This is a genomic window from Nonomuraea sp. GTA35 (assembly GCF_041950525.1).
Classification (GTDB): domain Bacteria; phylum Actinomycetota; class Actinomycetes; order Streptosporangiales; family Streptosporangiaceae; genus Nonomuraea.
In genome coordinates, this window is sequence record NZ_JBGNUV010000018.1 from 78,215 (window position 1) to 95,180 (window position 16,966).

At 71.1% G+C, this 16,966-nt stretch carries 18 protein-coding genes; 7 read left to right on the forward strand and 11 right to left on the reverse strand.

Going from position 1 to position 16,966, the window contains the following annotated elements:
- Nucleotides 1–58 precede the first annotated feature (58 nt).
- From ACBJ32_RS50720 to ACBJ32_RS50730, 3 genes are all read right to left on the reverse strand, one after another.
- The gene (locus ACBJ32_RS50720; RefSeq protein ID WP_375133042.1) at nt 59–715 is read right to left on the reverse strand and encodes a DUF1961 family protein; all 657 of its coding nucleotides are present in this window, start codon (nt 713–715) and stop codon (nt 59–61) included.
- A 180-nt stretch (nt 716–895) separates the two neighbouring features.
- Complete coding sequence (locus ACBJ32_RS50725) at nt 896–1,915, reverse strand: LacI family DNA-binding transcriptional regulator (protein WP_357879473.1); 1,020 nt, start codon at nt 1,913–1,915, stop codon at nt 896–898.
- A 160-nt stretch (nt 1,916–2,075) separates the two neighbouring features.
- Entirely contained in the window at nt 2,076–2,654 is a 579-nt protein-coding gene (locus ACBJ32_RS50730) for a TetR/AcrR family transcriptional regulator (RefSeq protein ID WP_375133043.1), read from the reverse strand.
- 88 nt (nt 2,655–2,742) lie between these two features.
- Here ACBJ32_RS50730 and ACBJ32_RS50735 point away from each other — a divergent pair, with 88 nt between their 5' ends.
- Nucleotides 2,743–3,561 (forward strand): NAD(P)H-binding protein, encoded by an 819-nt coding sequence (locus ACBJ32_RS50735; RefSeq protein ID WP_375133044.1) that lies wholly within the window; start codon nt 2,743–2,745, stop codon nt 3,559–3,561.
- 42 nt (nt 3,562–3,603) lie between these two features.
- On the opposite strand, the gene ACBJ32_RS50740 is transcribed toward ACBJ32_RS50735, so the two are convergent.
- Nucleotides 3,604–4,260: an acVLRF1 family peptidyl-tRNA hydrolase gene (locus ACBJ32_RS50740; protein ID WP_375133045.1), complete on the reverse strand. Its 657-nt coding sequence runs from the start codon at nt 4,258–4,260 to the stop codon at nt 3,604–3,606.
- 117 nt (nt 4,261–4,377) lie between these two features.
- Between ACBJ32_RS50740 and ACBJ32_RS50745 the strand changes: the two genes are divergently transcribed.
- The 3 genes from ACBJ32_RS50745 (at nt 4,378) to ACBJ32_RS50755 (ending at nt 7,574) form a co-directional block, all read left to right on the forward strand.
- On the forward strand, nt 4,378–5,403 hold the full coding sequence (locus ACBJ32_RS50745) for an EAL domain-containing protein (RefSeq protein ID WP_357879485.1): 1,026 nt from the start codon (nt 4,378–4,380) through the stop codon (nt 5,401–5,403).
- Between the two features lie 93 nt (nt 5,404–5,496).
- The gene (locus ACBJ32_RS50750; protein WP_375133046.1) at nt 5,497–6,792 is read left to right on the forward strand and encodes an aminotransferase class V-fold PLP-dependent enzyme; all 1,296 of its coding nucleotides are present in this window, start codon (nt 5,497–5,499) and stop codon (nt 6,790–6,792) included.
- Entirely contained in the window at nt 6,789–7,574 is a 786-nt protein-coding gene (locus ACBJ32_RS50755) for an endonuclease/exonuclease/phosphatase family protein (RefSeq protein ID WP_375133047.1), read from the forward strand. Before ACBJ32_RS50750 ends, ACBJ32_RS50755 begins: the two co-directional genes overlap by 4 nt.
- A 136-nt stretch (nt 7,575–7,710) precedes the next feature.
- On the opposite strand, the gene ACBJ32_RS50760 is transcribed toward ACBJ32_RS50755, so the two are convergent.
- From ACBJ32_RS50760 to ACBJ32_RS50775, 4 genes are all read right to left on the reverse strand, one after another.
- Nucleotides 7,711–8,295 carry a carbonic anhydrase gene (locus ACBJ32_RS50760; RefSeq protein ID WP_375133048.1) on the reverse strand — a complete coding sequence of 195 codons (585 nt, stop codon included), beginning with the start codon at nt 8,293–8,295 and terminating at the stop codon, nt 7,711–7,713.
- A 43-nt stretch (nt 8,296–8,338) separates the two neighbouring features.
- Nucleotides 8,339–9,184: an ATP phosphoribosyltransferase gene (hisG, locus tag ACBJ32_RS50765; RefSeq protein ID WP_375133049.1), complete on the reverse strand. Its 846-nt coding sequence runs from the start codon at nt 9,182–9,184 to the stop codon at nt 8,339–8,341.
- A 64-nt stretch (nt 9,185–9,248) separates the two neighbouring features.
- Entirely contained in the window at nt 9,249–9,512 is a 264-nt protein-coding gene (locus ACBJ32_RS50770; RefSeq protein ID WP_080037115.1) for a phosphoribosyl-ATP diphosphatase, read from the reverse strand.
- Nucleotides 9,513–9,612: 100 nt separating this feature from the next.
- On the reverse strand, nt 9,613–10,575 hold the full coding sequence (locus ACBJ32_RS50775; protein ID WP_375133050.1) for an acetylxylan esterase: 963 nt from the start codon (nt 10,573–10,575) through the stop codon (nt 9,613–9,615).
- A 260-nt stretch (nt 10,576–10,835) separates the two neighbouring features.
- Between ACBJ32_RS50775 and ACBJ32_RS50780 the strand changes: the two genes are divergently transcribed.
- The 3 genes from ACBJ32_RS50780 to ACBJ32_RS50790 are packed head-to-tail and all read left to right on the forward strand — an operon-like array spanning nt 10,836 to nt 13,901.
- Entirely contained in the window at nt 10,836–12,095 is a 1,260-nt protein-coding gene (locus ACBJ32_RS50780) for an extracellular solute-binding protein (protein ID WP_375133051.1), read from the forward strand.
- A 13-nt stretch (nt 12,096–12,108) separates the two neighbouring features.
- Nucleotides 12,109–13,020, forward strand: coding sequence for a sugar ABC transporter permease (locus ACBJ32_RS50785; RefSeq protein ID WP_357879507.1), 912 nt, complete (start codon nt 12,109–12,111; stop codon nt 13,018–13,020).
- Nucleotides 13,020–13,901 carry a carbohydrate ABC transporter permease gene (locus ACBJ32_RS50790; protein WP_357879510.1) on the forward strand — a complete coding sequence of 294 codons (882 nt, stop codon included), beginning with the start codon at nt 13,020–13,022 and terminating at the stop codon, nt 13,899–13,901. The genes ACBJ32_RS50785 and ACBJ32_RS50790 overlap by 1 nt, the downstream gene beginning before the upstream one ends.
- A 72-nt stretch (nt 13,902–13,973) precedes the next feature.
- Here the strand turns inward: ACBJ32_RS50790 and ACBJ32_RS50795 are convergent, their stop codons facing one another.
- From ACBJ32_RS50795 to sufU, 3 genes are all read right to left on the reverse strand, one after another.
- Nucleotides 13,974–15,854, reverse strand: coding sequence for a DEAD/DEAH box helicase (locus ACBJ32_RS50795; protein WP_375133052.1), 1,881 nt, complete (start codon nt 15,852–15,854; stop codon nt 13,974–13,976).
- Between the two features lie 315 nt (nt 15,855–16,169).
- A complete protein-coding gene (locus ACBJ32_RS50800) occupies nt 16,170–16,529 on the reverse strand; it encodes a metal-sulfur cluster assembly factor (RefSeq protein WP_357879516.1) in 360 nt (119 codons plus the stop codon).
- Nucleotides 16,526–16,966 carry a Fe-S cluster assembly sulfur transfer protein SufU gene (gene sufU, locus ACBJ32_RS50805; protein ID WP_375133053.1) on the reverse strand — a complete coding sequence of 147 codons (441 nt, stop codon included), beginning with the start codon at nt 16,964–16,966 and terminating at the stop codon, nt 16,526–16,528. Before sufU ends, ACBJ32_RS50800 begins: the two co-directional genes overlap by 4 nt.

Consider the following 16,966-nt stretch of genomic DNA (forward strand, 5'->3'; position numbering starts at 1 on the left):
CCAGTTACAAGCGAGTGAACGGCGGTTGGTGCGAAATTAGTGTTGAATCGACTCAAAGTCAATGACGAGATACCCGGAGATTTGCGTACTCTCCGATCAGCGGAGCCATCTGCCGGAACCCGACCTTGCCTCCTGCCAGGGCCGGACCGCCGATCGACCCGTCGTCCTCCCAGCGGAACGAGACCAAATCGTTGATTGAGAACGCCACCGCTCCCCCCTTGACGTCGATCCGGATCGCGTAGGGACCGTCGGCGTCCAGCACGGCCGGCAGCGGGTCCGCACCCTGCGCGACCAGGTGGAAGCCATGGCTCTTGCGCAGGTTGCAGGTGTGCAGGGCGCGCTCCGAGGGCCACATGCGGCGGAAATAGGAGACGTGGTAGGCGTCGAGGTCGCCGTGGTGGTACTGGTCGTAGGGGCCGTTACGGGGCGCCAGGGCCGGATCGAACAGGTCCTCGCCGTTCCTTCCGCGCGCGTGGAAGAACATGATCGCCAGCCCTGGCTCCCTGACCGGCCAGAAGTCCCACTCGATGCGGATGTCCTGCGGAAAGTCCTCCGGGCACCAGAGGACCAGATTGGCCGCCTGCCCGTCGGACGGGGGTCTGAGACTCTCCAGCCTGAGCCTGCCCTGGGGGAAGGACGTGGCGCCGTCGCCTTCCATGCGGAAGCCGGCCAGGTCTTGAGGTGAGGACAGGCGGTTGGCGTAGAGAACTTCCATGAAGTGCCCCTTCTGAGCTGCGGAAACTGGGACAGCCCACCGTCGGGCACGCAGGCATGGCCGAACGTGCGCATGACAGGGCCGCCGACGCACCATCGCGGGAACGCGCCGCGGCACGCCCGCGCGTTCGATCCCCGAAGGGGCATGCGGCACAGAACCCCTCGGGCGGAAAGCTCCGGTTCAGGCGTCGCGACGCAACGCGCTGGATTCTCGAATCACCAGGTCAGGCTGGAAGATGACCTGCCGATGCCGATGCTGTTCAGGCTCGGCCACCTCCTCCAGCAACAGATCGATCGCGGTCCGCCCCAGCAACTCCCGGGGCTGCCTGATCGAGGACAGAGGCACGGCCGCCGCGGCCGCGAAGTCGATGTCGTCGTACCCGATGATCGCCAGATCCTCGGGCACCCGGAGCCCGTGCGAGGCCATGGCCTGTAAGAACCCCAGCGCCATCATGTCGTTGGCGCAGAAGGCGGCGGTGGGCCGCTCGTCGGGGGGCAGCGCCGCCACCCGCTCCCCGATGGCCCGCCCCTCCGCCACGGTGAGCGTGTGCGCGCTGGAGGTGAGCAGTTCGACGGCGCCGTCGGCGGCGGCGACGGCGCTGGTCACGCCCGCGTGCCGGTCGGCCACCTGTTTGATGGACATCGGCCCGCCGACGAACATGATCCGCCGGTGCCCCCGTTCGATGAGATGGGCGCCGGCGATCTGCCCGCCCAGCCGGTCGTCGACGGCGACCGAGCACTGCAGCCCGGTCGCCGGGCTGTCGACCAGCACGACGGGGGTGCCGCGGGCGATCAGCTCCTCCACCCACGGGCTCTCCATCTCGACAGGGGTGATCAGTATGCCCATCACCCGCTGCTGTTCGAGCTGGTCGAGGTGGCGGCGCTCGCGCCCCGTGTCGCCGGCGCTGTTGCAGAGCACCACCATCGAGTCGTGGTCGTCGGCGACGGATTCCGCGCCCTGGGCCACGTCCACGAAGAACGGGTTGGACACGTCGAGCACGACGAGCCCGACCGTCCTGCTGCGGCCCACCCGCAGGTGGCGGGCCACCTCATTGCGGACGAAGCCAAGTTTCTTGATCGCTTCGAAGACGCGTTCGCGTGTGGCGGGGGACACGATCTCCGGGCGGTTGAGTACATTGCTCACCGTCCCCACCGAGACGCGCGCCAGCTGCGCGACCTCCTTGATGTTCCTGGTCGCCATCGATCCTCACGAGGCCGTGCTGCTGAAAGTACGGAATCCAGACTGATAAAGCGCAGGACCCGCTGCGTACGAAGAACCGCCGACCGCGGTTCACCGTGAACTTCGGCTCATCATAGCGGCATTCAAGATTCTTTTGAATCGTCTCAAAGACTCGGGGTGGTCACGCTCCGGAAGGCGTGGCGGCGCCCGCCTTCATGCCGTCGAGCATCAGGCGCAGGTATCGCCCCGGGTCGGCGGCCACCGGCGCGGGGAGCTGCTCGGGGTGGCAGGTGAAGACGTTCAGCAGGTGGATCAGATCCTCCACGCCGACGTCGGGCCGCATCGAGCCCTCGGCCTGCGCCCGCCGTACGAGGTCGGCGAACCGCTCCACCCAGCCCGCCCGCACCCCGGTGAACTCGGGCCGCTCCGCGATCACCTCCGCCGGGAGCACGGCCAGCGCGGTGGACAGCGCGGTGCGGCCGGGCGCGGCGGCCCAGGAGATGAACTCCCGGATCGCGCCCCAGGCGTCGGCGGAGCGCAGGGCCGCGGCGTCCAGCGCCTCCGCCATCGTGTGGATGTAGTGGTGACCGACGGCCGCGATCAGCGCCTCGCGGTCGGGGAAGCGGCGATAGAGCGTGCCGACGCCGACGCCGGCGCGTTTGGCGATGGCCTCCATGGGCGCGTTGACGCCGCGCTCGGCCATGACCTCGGCGGCCGCCTCGACGATCTTGGTCAGGTTCCGCCTGGCATCCGCGCGCACGTACGACTCCCAAGTGGACGACGAGATTCCGCTTAGTGTACCGTCGGGCAACCGGAATGCGATCGTCCACTTACCCTAGGAGGTCCCCGTGATCGTGGTAACCGGCGCCACCGGGTCCATCGGCCGTGCCCTTGTCGAGCGCCTGCGCGGCCACGACGTGCTGGCCGCCGTTCGCCGCCCTGCCGACGAGCTTGCCGCCCCTTACGCCTTGGCCGACTTCGAGCGCCCCGAGAGCATCGGCGAGCTGCTCTCCCCCGGCGACCGGCTCTTCCTCAACAGCTCCCTCTGGCCCGGCTTCGCCGACGCGCACCGCGCCGTCATCGACCTGGCCGCCCGGGCGGGCGTGGCACAGATCGTCGCGCTGTCGGTACGGGACGCCGCCCCCGGCTCCAGGCTCGGCTGGGGCATGCACGGCGTGGTGGACGCCCATCTACGCGAATCGGGCGTGCCCTGGGCGGTCCTGCAGCCGAGCGGCTTCATGCAGAACCTGCCGGGCGAGTTCGGCACCGGCACCATGTACGGCTCCTACGGCACCGGCCCGGTCAACTACATCGACACCCGCGACATCGCCGACGTCGCCGCCACCCTGCTGACCGGCCCCGTCGGTCAGGGCAGCGACTACGTGCTGAGCGGCCCGGAGTCCCTGTCACACGACCGGATCGCCGAACGGATCACCGAGGTGACCGGCCGCGACGTCCGCTACGTGGACCTGACCGTCCCGGAGATGACCGCCCATCTGGAACGTCAGGGCCTTCCCGGCCCGCGGGCCGCCGAACTGGCCGTGCTCATGGCCGAGACCGGCGACGGGCGCTGGGCGCCGGCCACGGACACGGTGAAGGAGCTGACCGGCCGTCCGCCCCGCTCGCTGGCGGACTTCCTCACCGACCACAAGGACGCGTTCGCCTGAGCCGCCTCGGACGAAGCCCCCCGACGCGAAGCGCCTGCCGGATCAGCCTGGGTCGATGACGCGGACGCGTACCGCCCTGAACTGCGCGGGCGTGTCCCGCAGCACCGCCAGCCGCGGGTCCGGCACCACCAGGAACGGCTCGGTCTCCAGCGCCAGCAGCGGCGCCAGCCGCCGGTCGGGCCGCAGCGCGTCCATCGCCCTGCGGTCGCCGCCGAGCACGACGCCGTCCAGTTCCCCCAGGTACGGCGTCAGCACCCGCACCGCGGTCTCCACCGCGTCGTCGAACGCCTGGGCCGCCTGGTTCCTGCGCCGCCTGGCGAAGCGCTGCTGCGACCACCCGCCGGCCGCCGTACGCCCCTGCACCAGCCGCGACCCCACCTTGGACGCCACCAGCGAGCCGCCGTGGAAGATGCCCGCCGCGTACCCGCCGAGCCGCACCAGGAACACCCCGACCCGCCGCTCCCGGCCGGCGTGCGCGACGAGCCTGGTCACGTGCGGCGGGCCCGGCGGCGTCATGGGCGGGAACGGCACGTGCAGCTCGGCGACCGCGCCGTCGCCGGCCAGCAGCCGCACCACCCGCCCGTCCCCGCTCGCCGAGAAGGGCCCGTGACGCCCGGCGAACCCGTCGATCCACGGATGCAGGCGCTCCGGCGGCACGGTGACCCACCGGCCGCCGCCCCTCGCCGGACGCGCGCTCATGCCCGCAGGCTAGCGGACCCGTGCCGGGAGCACTCACACGGGAACCGAAGCGGAAATGTCGGTTAATTCTGTTTCGCGGGGCTTCTGATGCGGCTGTGGCAGGAGCACCATCTGTACGTGTCCTCCCTGCTCACGAGTCCCATGGTGGATCTCGACACCGGGGCCGTCATCGCGCACCCCGCCATCGTGGACGCCAACGGCGTCCTCCGGGCCGCGCCGCTGCCCATGGTGCTCGAACTGCCTGTGCACGTGGTGCTGTCGGGCGCGGGCGCCCTGGCGCCCCTGCACGAGGCGCTGAGAAGGGCGGGCAGGCATCCGCGCGAGGCGATCCTGCTGCTCACCGGACCGTGCCACGAGCAGGACAGGCCGCTGCTCAAGGTGGGCCTCGACGGCCTGCGCACGATCGGCTACCTGCTCGGGTTCGCCGACGTGGGCACCGTGGGCGCGGCCCTGGACCTGATCACCGACTCCTCCCCGTACCTGCTCGCCCTCGACCCGGAGGTGGCGACGCGCATCCCCGGCGACCACCGGGCGATCGCGGTGGCGCGGGCGGTGGTGACGCTGGCGCGCGGCATCGGCGCCCACGTCATGGCGCCGGGCGTGGAGCGCGAGGCGCAGGTGGCCATGGTCCGCGGCCTGGGCGTGCGCCTGGCGCACGGCCCGCTGCTGGCGCCGGGCCCCGACGGCAAGGTACGGGTGCCGCTGCCGATCGCCGACGAGTCCCCCGCCTCGGTCATGCTCGGCCCGCGCGTGCAGGAGCTGCTGCTGCCGGCCGTGACGCTGCCGGTGGAGGCGAAGGCCGAGGAGGCCGTGGCGGCGTTCGGGCACGAGCCGACGATCACCAGCGTGATCCTGGTGGACGAGTTCCAGCGGCCCAAGGGCAGCCTGGACCGCAGCCGTTTCCTGCTGTCGTTCGCCGCCCGCTACGGGCACGCGCTGCACGGGTCGAAGCCGGCGCAGCGGCTGGCCGACCCGCCGCGCACGGTGCCGCGCACCACCCCGGCCGTCGCCGCCATGCAGGCGGCGGGCAGGGACGCGACCCGCGTCTACGACGACCTGGTGGTCACCGACGAGCTGAACCGCTGCCTGGGCATCGTCCGTGTCTCCGACCTGATCAGGCAGATCACCGCGATCAGAGGCTGACGCGGGCGGGCAGGAAGCGGAGCATGCCGAACGGGCGCGGGCCGGAAGGAACCACGGCATGCCGAACGGGCGCGGGCGGGTAGGAAGCAGAGCATGCTGAACAGACGCGCCCTGCTCGGCGCCGGACTGCTCGCCGGCGTGCCGGCCGGGGCGTCGGCGTGCACCGCCGGGTCACCGCCGCCCAGGAGCTTCGACCCGGCCGACTGGGCGTCGGTGCGGTCCCAGTTCACCCTCGACCCGGCGTACGGGCAGTTCGCCGCGTTCGTGCTGGCGCCGGCGCCGGCGCAGGTGCGGGAGGCGATCAGGACGCACCGCGACGCGCTGGACGCCGACCCCGAGTACACGCCTCCCGGCGGCCCTTCCGGCAGGTCTCCCGACCAGGCCGTACGCGAGGCCGCCGCCCGCTACCTGGGCGCCGAGCCGGACGCCATCGCGCTGACCGACAGCACCACGATGGGCCTGGCGCTGCTCTACTCCGGCCTCGTCCTGCGCCCCGGCCAGGACGTGCTGACCACCGAGCACGACTTCCTGGCCACCCACGAGGGCCTGCGGCTGCTGGCGGGACGCACGGGCGCGAAGGTGCGCAGGGTCAGGCTGTACGACGACCCGGCCCGCGCCTCGGCCGACCGCATGGTGTCGGCCATCAAGGACGGCCTCGGCCCGCGCACCCGCGTGGTCGCGGTCACCTGGGTGCACTCCAGCACCGGCGTGCGCGTGCCGGTCCGGGCCATCGCCGACATGCTGGCCGAGGCGAACCGGGGCCGCGCCGCGCACGACAGGGCGCTGCTGTGCGTGGACGGGGTGCACGGGTTCGGCGCGATGGCCGACGGCGTGGCGGACCTGGGCTGCGACTTCCTGGCCAGCGGCACGCACAAGTGGCTGTTCGGGCCGCGCGGCACCGGCATCGTGTGGGGCCGCGCCTGGGACGCGGTGGCCCCGATCGTGCCCAGCTTCAGCCAGGCCGCCTTCGGCGCCTGGCAGAACGGCGGATCCCCCGGCGCCACCACGGCGGAGCTGGTCACGCCGGGCGGGTACAAGGCGTTCGAGCACCGGTGGGCGATGCCGCAGGCGTTCGCGTTCATGGCGGCGATCGGCAAGGACCGCGTGCGGGCGCGCACCCAGGAGCTGGCCACCCGGCTGAAGGCGGGCCTGGCCGAGATCCCGCACGTCACCCTCGCCACCCCGCAGGCCCCCGACCTGTCGGCGGGGCTGGTGTGCTGCTCGGTGGCCGGCATGGAGCCGTTCGAGGCGGTGGAGCGGCTGCGGGATCGGAAGGTGATCGCGAGCGTGACGCCGTACAACCCCTCGCTGCTGCGCTTCGGCACGAGTATCGTGACGGGCCCCGAGCAGGTGGATCAGGCGATCAAGGCGGTGGAGGGGCTGGGATGAACTGGGCGGAGCCGTACGGGCCGCTGATCGGCACCGGTGTGCGCGTGCTGACCTGGAACGTGTGGGGCGAGCAGGGCCCGTACGCCGAGCGGGCAGGGCGGATCGAGAAGGTGGTGCGCGATCTGGCGCCCGACGTGGTGGCGTTACAGGAGTGGGCCGGTCAGCGGCTCGGCTTCGAGCACACGACGGCGATCCGGGCGGAGGCGCCGGTCGCCGTGCTGTCCCGCTGGCCGATCATCCGGCAGGAGGACCGTCTGCTGCCGGGCGGGCCCCCGCCGCGGGAGAAGGGCGGCGTGCTGCCGGGCCGCGCGCTGTTCTGCGAGCTGGACGGACCGCGCGGGCCGTTACAGGTGTTCAGCGTGATGATCGGGGCCTACCGGCTGAGCGACTCGCAGGCACGGCAGGAGCAGGTGCGGGCGCTGGCCGCGTTCGTGCATGAGGTGAGCTCCCGCCGGCATCCCACGCTGGTGTGCGGCGACTTCAACGCGCCGCCCGACAGCGACGAGATGCGGATGCTGACCGGGCGCAGCGCCACCCCCGTGCCTGGGCTGGTCTTCTACGACGCGTGGGAGGTCGCCGGCGACGGCGGCCCCGGATGCACGTGGAGCAACGCCAACCCGTGGGCCCGGCCCGGCCTGTATCCCGACCGGCGCTTCGACTACGTGCTGAGCGCCTGGCCGAGGGCGGGCGGCGCGGGGCATCCGGTGCGCTGCGAGGTGGTGGGCGACGGCCCCGAGCCCGCCTCCGACCACTACGGGGTGCTGGCGGAGCTGCGCTACTGAACCAGGTGCCCACGGCCCCGGAGGCCGCGGCCGGAGCACGACGGTCGTGCCCCGGCCGGGCATCGATCGGACCGGGCAGGAGCGCGGTCACGCCGGGATGGTCAGACTGGGCAGGTGTGCGGTCACGCCGGGCTGGTCAGCTCACGCGGCTCACCAGCCCCGTGTCCAGGCTGTAGTAGGCGCCGATGACGGTGGCGCTGCCGTGCAGGAGAGGGTCGGCTCTCAGGCGCGAGACGGTCCGGCGGATGTGGGCGTGGACCATGGGCTCGACCCGGCCGTTGGAGGTGGCGTAGGCGGGCTCGAGCGCCGCGACGATGGCGGGCAGCTCGCCGGGCAGGACGACCCGCCTGCGTAACGCCCGGGCGGCCGCCGTGACGGCGCCGCAGCGCTGGTGACCGAGGACGACGACGAGGCTGGCCCGCAGGTCCTGCGGGCCGTACTGGACGGCGGCCGTGACGAGGGAGTCGAGGGTGTGGGCGGCGGTGCGGACGACCAGCAGGTCGCCGAGGCCGACGTCGAAGATCACCTCGGGCGGCACCCGGGAGTCGATGCACGACAGCACGACCGCCCGGGGCTCCTGCCCGGAGGCGACCTGCCTCCGGCGTCGCGGGTCCTGGTGCGGGTGGGCGGACTTGCCCGCCGCCCAGCGCCGGTTGCCCTGTTCGAGTAAGGACCACATCTGCCTGGCACAACCACGCCAGGCGACCGCTTCGTTACGCACGGCTGCGATATGCCCGCCGGCCCCGTGACCTAGCGGGCAGATCTCACAGGCGGCAGGCGTAGATGTCGGTGACCAGGATGGCCCTTGCGCCGATGTCCCACAGCTGATCCATCACCTGCTGGTGACCCTTGCGCCGGACCATGGCGCGCACGGCGACCCAGCCCTCGCGGTGCAGCGGCGAGACCGTGGGGCCCTCCATGCCGGGCGTCAGGGCGATGGCCTCCTCGATGCGCTCGGCGCGGATGTCGTAGTCCATCATGACGTAGTCGCGGGCCTGCACGACGCCCTGGAAGCGGCGTACGAGCTGGCCGACGCCCGGCGTGTCGGGCGCGCTCTGCCGCTTGATCAGCACGGCCTCCGACTTCATGATCGGGTCGCCGAACACCTCAAGGCCGACGTTGCGCAGCGTGGTGCCGGTCTCGACGACGTCGGCCACGGCGTCGGCCACGCCGAGCCTGATGGCCGTCTCGACGGCCCCGTCGAGCTTGATCACGCGGGCGTCGACGCCCTGGTCGGAGAGGTACTTGTCGAGCAGGCCGGCGTAGGAGGTGGCGATGCGCCTGCCGTTGAGGTCGTGCACCGACGACATGGAACCCGCCGTGGCGGCCAGCCGGAAGGTGGAGGCGCCGAAGCCGAGCGACATGATCTCCTCGACCGGCGCGCCGGAGTCGATCAGCATGTCCCTGCCGGTGATGCCCACGTCGAGGGTGCCCTCGCCGACGTAGACGGCGATGTCGCGGGGCCGCAGGAAGAACAGCTCCCAGCCGTTGGCGTCGTCGACGACGACGAGTTCCTTACTGTCCCTGCGAGACCGGTAGCCGGCCTCCTTCAGCATGGCTTGGGCGGCCTCGCTGAGCGAGCCCTTGTTGGGTACTGCCAGACGCAGCATGTCTTCAGGTCCTTACGTGTGTCTGCCTTCCGCTATCTCCTGGTGGCGGGCGCGCCGCGGCGCCCTAGAGATGCTTGTAGACCTGGTCGAGGCCGATGCCTTTGGCGATCATCAGCACCTGCACGTGGTAGAGGAGCTGGGAGATCTCCTCCGCGGCCCTGTCGTCTGACTCGTACTCGGCGGCCATCCAGCTCTCGGCGGCCTCCTCGACGACCTTCTTGCCGATGGCATGGACGCCGGCGTCGAGCGCGGCCACGGTGCCCGAGCCCGCGGGCCGGGTGGTGGCCTTCTCTGACAGCTCGGCGAACAGCTCTTCGAAGGTCTTCATGGTCTCTCTCGTCGGTCGGATGACGTGCTTGTTAAGCCTAGTCTGCGTCACGGGGTGACGCCGCCCCGCGTCCGCCACGCGAGACGGCGCCGTCGGCTGTTCACCCCAGCGCCTTCTTCGCCCTGGCCACCCGCTCCATGACGTGCGCCGACTCGCCGCCCTCGTGCCCGTTGTACGGGTACACTCTGATGTCCTTCTCCCCCGCGTAGTGGTTGTAGGCGGCGAACACCGTGGACGGCGGCGTGATCCCGTCCTGCAGCCCCACGGAGAACAGCGCGGGCGTGCGGGCCCTGGCGGCGAAGTTCACCCCGTCGAAGTAGGCCAGCGTCCGGAAGACCTGCTCCACCTGGTCCTTGAACGCCCGGCAGTAGGCCGCGAGCTCGGCGTACGGGTGCTCGGGCGTGATCTGCGTGGCGTGCCTGATGTGGCACATGAACGGCACGTCCACCAGCGCGCAGGCCAGATCGGGCACCAGCGCCGACACGGCCAGCGCGATCGCTCCGCCCTGGCTCGCGCCGCCGACCGCGACCGCCCCGATGCCCGGATGCGACCTGGCGGTCTCGACCGCGCGCACGGCGTCGGTGTAGAGCCGCCGGTAGTAGTAGGCGGCCGGGTCGTGGATGCCGCTGGTCATGACGCCGGGCGTCTGCGGCCCCGTGCCGGGGTACGGGTCGGCGGTGTCGCCGCGCCGCCACCCGCCGGCGCCCTGGCCGCGGCTGTCCATGGCGAGCACGGCGTAGCCGAAGCTGGGCCACAGCAGCCAGTCGATCGGCAACCCGCGCCCGCCGCCGTACCCCTGGTACTCGACCACGCACGGCACCGGCCCCGGGACGTGCCGCGGCAGCAGCAGCCAGCCCTTGATCGGGTGCCCGCCGAACCCCGCGAACGTCACGTCGAACACCTCGGCCACGGTCAGCTCGGCCGGCACGGGGGCGAACTCGGGGGCGAGGTCGTGAGCTCGGGCCTCGCCGAGCGTCCGCTGCCAGAACGCGTCGAAGTCGGCGGGCTCGGCCCGCTCGGGACGGTACTCGCGCAGGTGCGGCAGGGGCATGTCGACGAACACGGATGGCTCCTTCCGGGGGGCAAGGTGCTCGCCACGGTACGCGGGAAGCCCCTCGGAGCACGAGCCCTGCCCGCGGCGCTCGTTCCCTGAACCGGGAAAGCCGCCTCGCGCCCGACCCCTGAATCGTGCCAAAACCCCATTCCGACAGGCCAGCGCGGCGCAGCGAACAAGGCGATGAAACTTACATGACTGAGAGTTGTCACTTACCCGTTTAAGTGATGAGATCCGCTCAACAGGCGGCGATAGATCGGATGGCTTTCATGCGACGTACGACGGCGGCATGCGGAACGGTCCTGCTCGCGCTCGTGAGCGCGGCCTGCGCCACCAGCGGCCAGGCCCCCGCCGAGCAGGCGGATCGCGACGCCCCCGCGACCCTGTCGTTCTGGTCCACGGGCGGGGACGACGAGACCGCGATCTTCCAGAAGGCGGCCGACCTCTACCACCGGAAGAACCCGAACGTGACGGTCAAGGTGCAGACCCTGTCGTGGGACGACGCCTACGCCAAGCTCCTGGCGGCGGCCACCAGCCGCAGCGGCCCCGACGTCATCTCCGGCGGCATGACCTGGACCATCCAGTTCGGCTCCAGGGGCGCCATGGTGGACCTGCGCAAGCACGGCCTGGAGTCGCTCAAGGCGCAGGCCCAGCCCGCGCAGTGGGAGTCGGCGATCTCCCCCGACGGCTCGGTGTACGGCGTGCCGCTGGACATGTCCACGCTCGCCCTCTACTACCGCACCGACCTGCTGGCCAGGGCCGGCCTCGACGCCCCGCCGAAGACGTGGGAGGAGCTGACCGCGGCCATCGGCAAGCTCAAGGCGGCCGGGGTGGCCAAGCCGTACAGCCAGGACTGGGGCAACCTCGACTGGATCGGCTACTTCAACTACCTCTACCAGGCGGGAGGCACGTTCTACACGCCCGACTGCAAGCCCTCGCTGAACACCCCGCAGGCCGAGCAGGCGCTGGCGTTCTGGGTGGACCTCTACCGCGAGCACGGCGCGCCCACCGCCAGCGTGGAGGCCTCCGACGCGCTCGACACCGGCACCGCCCTGGTGGTGGGCGGCAACTGGATCGCCAAGGGCATCGACGTCAACAAGCCGGAGCTGAAGGGCAAGTGGGCGATGACCACGCTGCCCGCGGGCCCCGCCGGGCCGACCACGTTCATCGGCGGGCGCGCGATCGGCGTGACCTCCTTCAGCAAGCACGCCCGGACGGGCGCGGACTTCGTCAGGTTCATGTACAGCGACGAGGCCATCGCCGCGATCGTGGACGAGGCCAGGAAACGGAACCTGCCCTACATCCCGCCGCGCCCCGACAAGGTGGTGGACTCCTCGTCGTTCACGCCGGACCAGGCCCGGGTCTTCGAGCAGGCGTTCAGCACGGGCAAGGCGGCCCCGGGCTGCCCGGGCTGGGACGAGAGCGCTCCGGACGTCTCCAAGCAGCTGCAGTCGGCCATCCTCGGCAAGGCGGACGTCAGGACCGCGCTGGCCGAGGCCGCCAAGGTCATGGAGCGCAACGCCGGCTGACAGGAGTACCGACATGGCGAACCCCGCGCCGCCGCTGCGCAGCCGGCTGCGCCGCTACGGCACCTCGTACGCGATGCTGCTGCCCTTCCTGGGGCTGTTCGCGGCGTTCCTGATCTGGCCGCTGGCCAACTCGCTCTACCTGAGCTTCACCTCGTTCGACGGCATCAACCCGGCCGCCTTCACCGGCCTGGAGAACTTCCAGCGGCTGATGGAGGACGCGAGATTCCTGCACGCGCTGCGCAACACGAGCCTGTACGTGGTGGCGTCCGTCCTGATCGGCACCCTGCTGTCGCTGGGCCTCGCGCTGGCCTTCAACGGCTCGGGATGGGCGCACCGCGTCATGCGCACGGTGTTCTTCCTGCCCTCCGTGACCTCCTCCATCGCGCTCATGCTGATGTGGAAGTGGGTGCTGTTCCCCAGCGACGTGGGGCTGGCCAACACGATCGTGCGCTGGTTCGGCGGCACGGCCGTCGCCTGGCTGGCCACGCCGGGGCTGACGATCCCGATCCTGGTGCTGATGGCGGTGTGGGGCGGCATGGGCTACGGCATGGTGCTGTACGTCGCCGGGCTCGGGTCGATCCCCCAGGAGTACTACGAGGCGGCCGAGATCGACGGCGCCTCCGCCTGGCGGCGTTTCCGGCACATCACCCTGCCGCTGCTGCGCCCGGTCACCACGTACGTGGTGGTGACCGGCCTGATCGGCGCCTTCCAGGTGTTCGAGTCGGTCTACATCGTCTTCCGCGCCACCAACAACGTCGGGGGCGTGCTCGACTCCGGCCTGATGATCGTCCCCTACCTCTACGACCAGGGGTTCACCCACTTCCGGCTGGGCTACGCCTCGGCCGTCGCCTGGGTGCTCTTCCTGATCATCTTCGTGCTCAGCCTGGTCAACCTGCGCCTGGGCCGCGCGCTGAAGGAGCTGTGATGGCCCGGGTCAACGGTCACCTGCTGCGCCTGCCGTTCTACCTGCTGTCGCTGACCATGGTGATCCCGTTCTACTGGCTGCTCATCACGGTCTTCAAACCGCCGTCCGAGCTGGCCAGGACTCCCCCGTCGTTCGTGCCGCAGTCGCCCACCGTCGCCAACTTCTACGACGCCGAGTGGTCGCCCGAGCGGATCAACCCGGGCCATCTCCAGGGCGTCTTCCAGCGCTTCCAGGTGGACTTCGGGTTCTGGCGGTTCCTGTTCAACAGCCTGTTCATCACCAGCGCCATCACCGTCGGGTCGCTGCTGATCTGCTCGCTGGCGGCGTACGTGATCGCCAAGCACGACATCAAGGGGCGCCGGATCGTCTTCCTGCTGGTCATCGCCTCGATGATGGTGCCCTGGCAGACCACGCTGATCCCGAACTACGTCATCATGCGGAACCTGGGCTGGCTGGACAGCTACGCCGCCTACATCGTCCCCGCGCTGGCCAAGGCGTTCGTGCTGTTCTTCCTGGTGCAGTTCCTGCAGTCGCTGCCGAACGAGCTGATCCAGGCCGCCAGGGTGGACGGGGCCGGGGAGTGGCGGATCTGGTGGCGGATCGTGCTGCCGCTGCTGCGCCCGGCGCTCGCCGCGATGTCGATCTTCATCGTGCTCGCGGAGTGGAACAACTTCCTCTGGCCGCTCATCATCGTGCAGAGCGACGAGATGGCCAACCTGCCGGTCGCGCTGGCCAGGCTCAACTCCTACTATGCCGGGCCCGACCACCAGGGCGCCATCATGGCGGGCGGGCTGCTGGCGTCGGTGCCGACGATCGTCTTCTTCCTGATCTTCCAGCGGTACTTCGTCCGGGGCATCGCGCTCAGCGGCCTCAAGGGCTGAGGCGGGTCCGGGGCTGGGAACGGCGCTGCCCGCCGCACCGGGAAGGTGCGGCGGGCAGCGGGGAACAGCAGGTCAGCGCTCGTAGCGGCGGCCGGAGTTGCGGCGGAAGCCGCCGTTGCCGCGCTCGTCGGAGCGGCCGGCACCGGAACGGTAACCGTCACGGGCCGCCGGACGGTCGCCGGAGCGGAAGCCGTCACGCGCCGGGCGGTCACCGGAGCGGTAACCGTCACGCGCGGGGCGGTCGTCGGGACGGAAACCGCGGTCGCGGTCGCCCGAGAAGGGGCGGCCACGGTCGGAGTTGTAGCGGGGGCCACGGTCGCCGCCGCGGTCGTCCTGGCGGATCGGCCGGTCGTCCTGACGGAACGGCCTGTCGTCCTGGCGGAACGGGCGGTCGTCGGAGCGGTAGCCACCGCGTCCCTGGCCGTCACGCCGGCGGTCGTCGCCGAACGTGCGCGGCTCCTGCGAGCGCCCGAACGGCCGCTCGCCCTCGCCGTGCCGGCGCGGGCGGCGGTCGTCACCGGCGCTGATCGAGCGGTTGCCGTCCTCGTGCCTGCGCGGGCGGCGGTCCTCGAACGGGCGGTCCCCGTCCTCGTGGCGGCGCGGGCGGCGCTCGCCGTCGAAGTCGCGGCGGCCGCGGCGGCCACGGCGCTCCGAGACGCCGCCGTCACGGCGGGGCCGCAGCGGCTTGCGCACGTCCGGCTCCCACACGGGGATGGACTCGCCGCTCGGCGTGCGGGCCCCGGTCACCTCGGCGACCCTGGGGTGGCCGGGCGTGGCCTTCAGGCGGTACGGGTGGATGCCGGCGCGGCGGGTGAGCGCGTCGGTCGAGCGGCGCTCGTTCGGCAGCACCAGCGTGACGACCGTGCCCTTCTCGCCGGCGCGGGCCGTGCGGCCGCCCCTGTGCAGGTAGCTCTTGTGGTCCTGCGGCGGGTCGACGTGCAGCACCAGGCTGATGTTGTCGACGTGGATGCCGCGCGCCGCGACGTCCGTGCAGACCAGCACGTTGATGGAGCCCTCGCGGAACTCCGACAGGATGCGGGTGCGCTGGTTCTGGCGCTTGCCGCCGTGCAGGCCGCCCGACTTGACGCCGACCCTGGCCAGCTGCTTGCACAGCCGGTCCACGCCGTGCTGGGTGCGGACGAAGATGATGGTCCGGCCCTCGCGGTTGGCGATCTCGGCGATCACGTCGAACTTGTCGTCGCGCGTGACCTGCATCACGTGGTGCTCCATGGTGTCGACCGGCGAGGTCGCCGGAGCCACGGAGTGCGTGATCGGGTCCTTGAGGAAGCGCTGCACCAGCTTGTCGACGTCGCCGTCGAGCGTGGCGGAGAACAGCAGCCGCTGCCCGTCGGCCGGGGTCTGCGCGAGCAGGTCGGTGACGACGGGGAAGAAGCCGAGGTCGCACATGTGGTCGGCCTCGTCGAGCACGGAGACCTCGACGTCGCCGAGCGAGCACTCGCCCTGCCTGATCAGGTCGCCCAGGCGGCCCGGGGTGGCGATGACGACGTCCACGCCGCGACGCAGCGCCTCGATCTGCTTGCCCATGGACATGCCGCCGACGATGACCTTCATGCGCAGCCCGAGGCCGCGCCCGAGGGGCTCGAGGGCGTCGTGCACCTGGAGGGCGAGCTCGCGGGTGGGCACCAGGATCATCGCGCGGGGGCGGCCGGGAGCGGGCCGCACGCCGGCGATGCGCGCCATGGTGGGCAGGCCGAACGCGAGCGTCTTGCCGGAGCCGGTCTGGCCGCGGCCGAGCACGTCGTTGCCGGCGAGCACGTCGGGGATCGTCGCGCTCTGGATGGGGAACGGGCTGTCGAAGCCCAGCTTGGCCAGTCCGTTGACGAGCGGCTTGGGCAGGCCCAGCAGCTCGAACTCGGACGGGCCCGGCTCGGCGGCGGGAGTTTCCGCAGCAGCGGAGGTGTCGCCGAGCGCGGGCATGACAGCGTCAAGCATGGTCACGAAAGTCGTGCCTTTCCGTCGAAGTGGCGCGTCACTTCTGCGAAAGGACGAGCCAGGGCGTACGACCCCGAAGGTCGCACAAGGTTCAAGGGCACCCGCCGCTATGAGGGCGGGGTGAAGATGAGGGGGGACACACCCGGGCACCGGCCGCAGGCGATGCGAGACGCGTGATGAGACGTCAGGTGTTCCTGTAATCCAACGCCGGGGATGTTATCGGATATTCCTCGGCGACGGGTCCGGACTTTCCGAAACCCGCAAGTCATGCTGAACCCCCTGACGCGTTTACCGTCAGGGGTGACAGCAGAAAGATCAGACGTTGAAGCCTAGCATACGGAGCTGCTCGCGACCCTCGTCGGTGATCTTGTCGGGGCCCCACGGCGGCAGCCAGACCCAGTTGATCTTGACGTCGGAGACCATGCCGTCGAGCGCCGAGTGCGCCTGGTCCTCGATCACGTCGGTCAGCGGGCAGGCCGCGCTGGTCAGCGTCATGTCGATGGTCGCCACGGGCTGCGCGCCGTCGGCCGGGTCGAGGTTGAGCCCGTAGATCAGGCCCAGGTCCACGACGTTGATGCCGAGCTCGGGGTCCACGACGTCCTTGAGCGCCTCCATGACCTCATCGACGGTCGTGTCACCGTCGTAGCCGGTAGGCGTCTCCGTCGGCTTGCTCATTGCCCAGCACTCCTCACAACAGCGTCCTTGTAGGCCATCCACGAAAGCAACGCGCACTTGACGCGCGCCGGGAACTTGGCCACTCCCGCGAACGCGACCGCGTCGCCGAGGACCTCCTCGTCGGCCTCCACCTGTCCCCTGCCCTGCATCAGCCGGGTGAACTCGTCGACGACCGAGAGCGTCTCCTCCACCGTGGAGCCGGTGGCCAGCTCGTGCAGCACCGAGGCGGCGGCCTGGCTGATCGAACAGCCCTGCCCCTCGTAGGACACGTCCAGGATCTTGCCGGCGTCGTCCACCTTGACCCTGAGCGTGATCTCGTCGCCGCACGTCGGGTTCACGTGGTGAACCTCGGCGTCGTACGGCTCGCGCAGCCCCCGCCCCTGCGGGTGCTTGTAGTGCTCCAGGATCAGCTCCTGGTACATCGACTCGCCGATCAT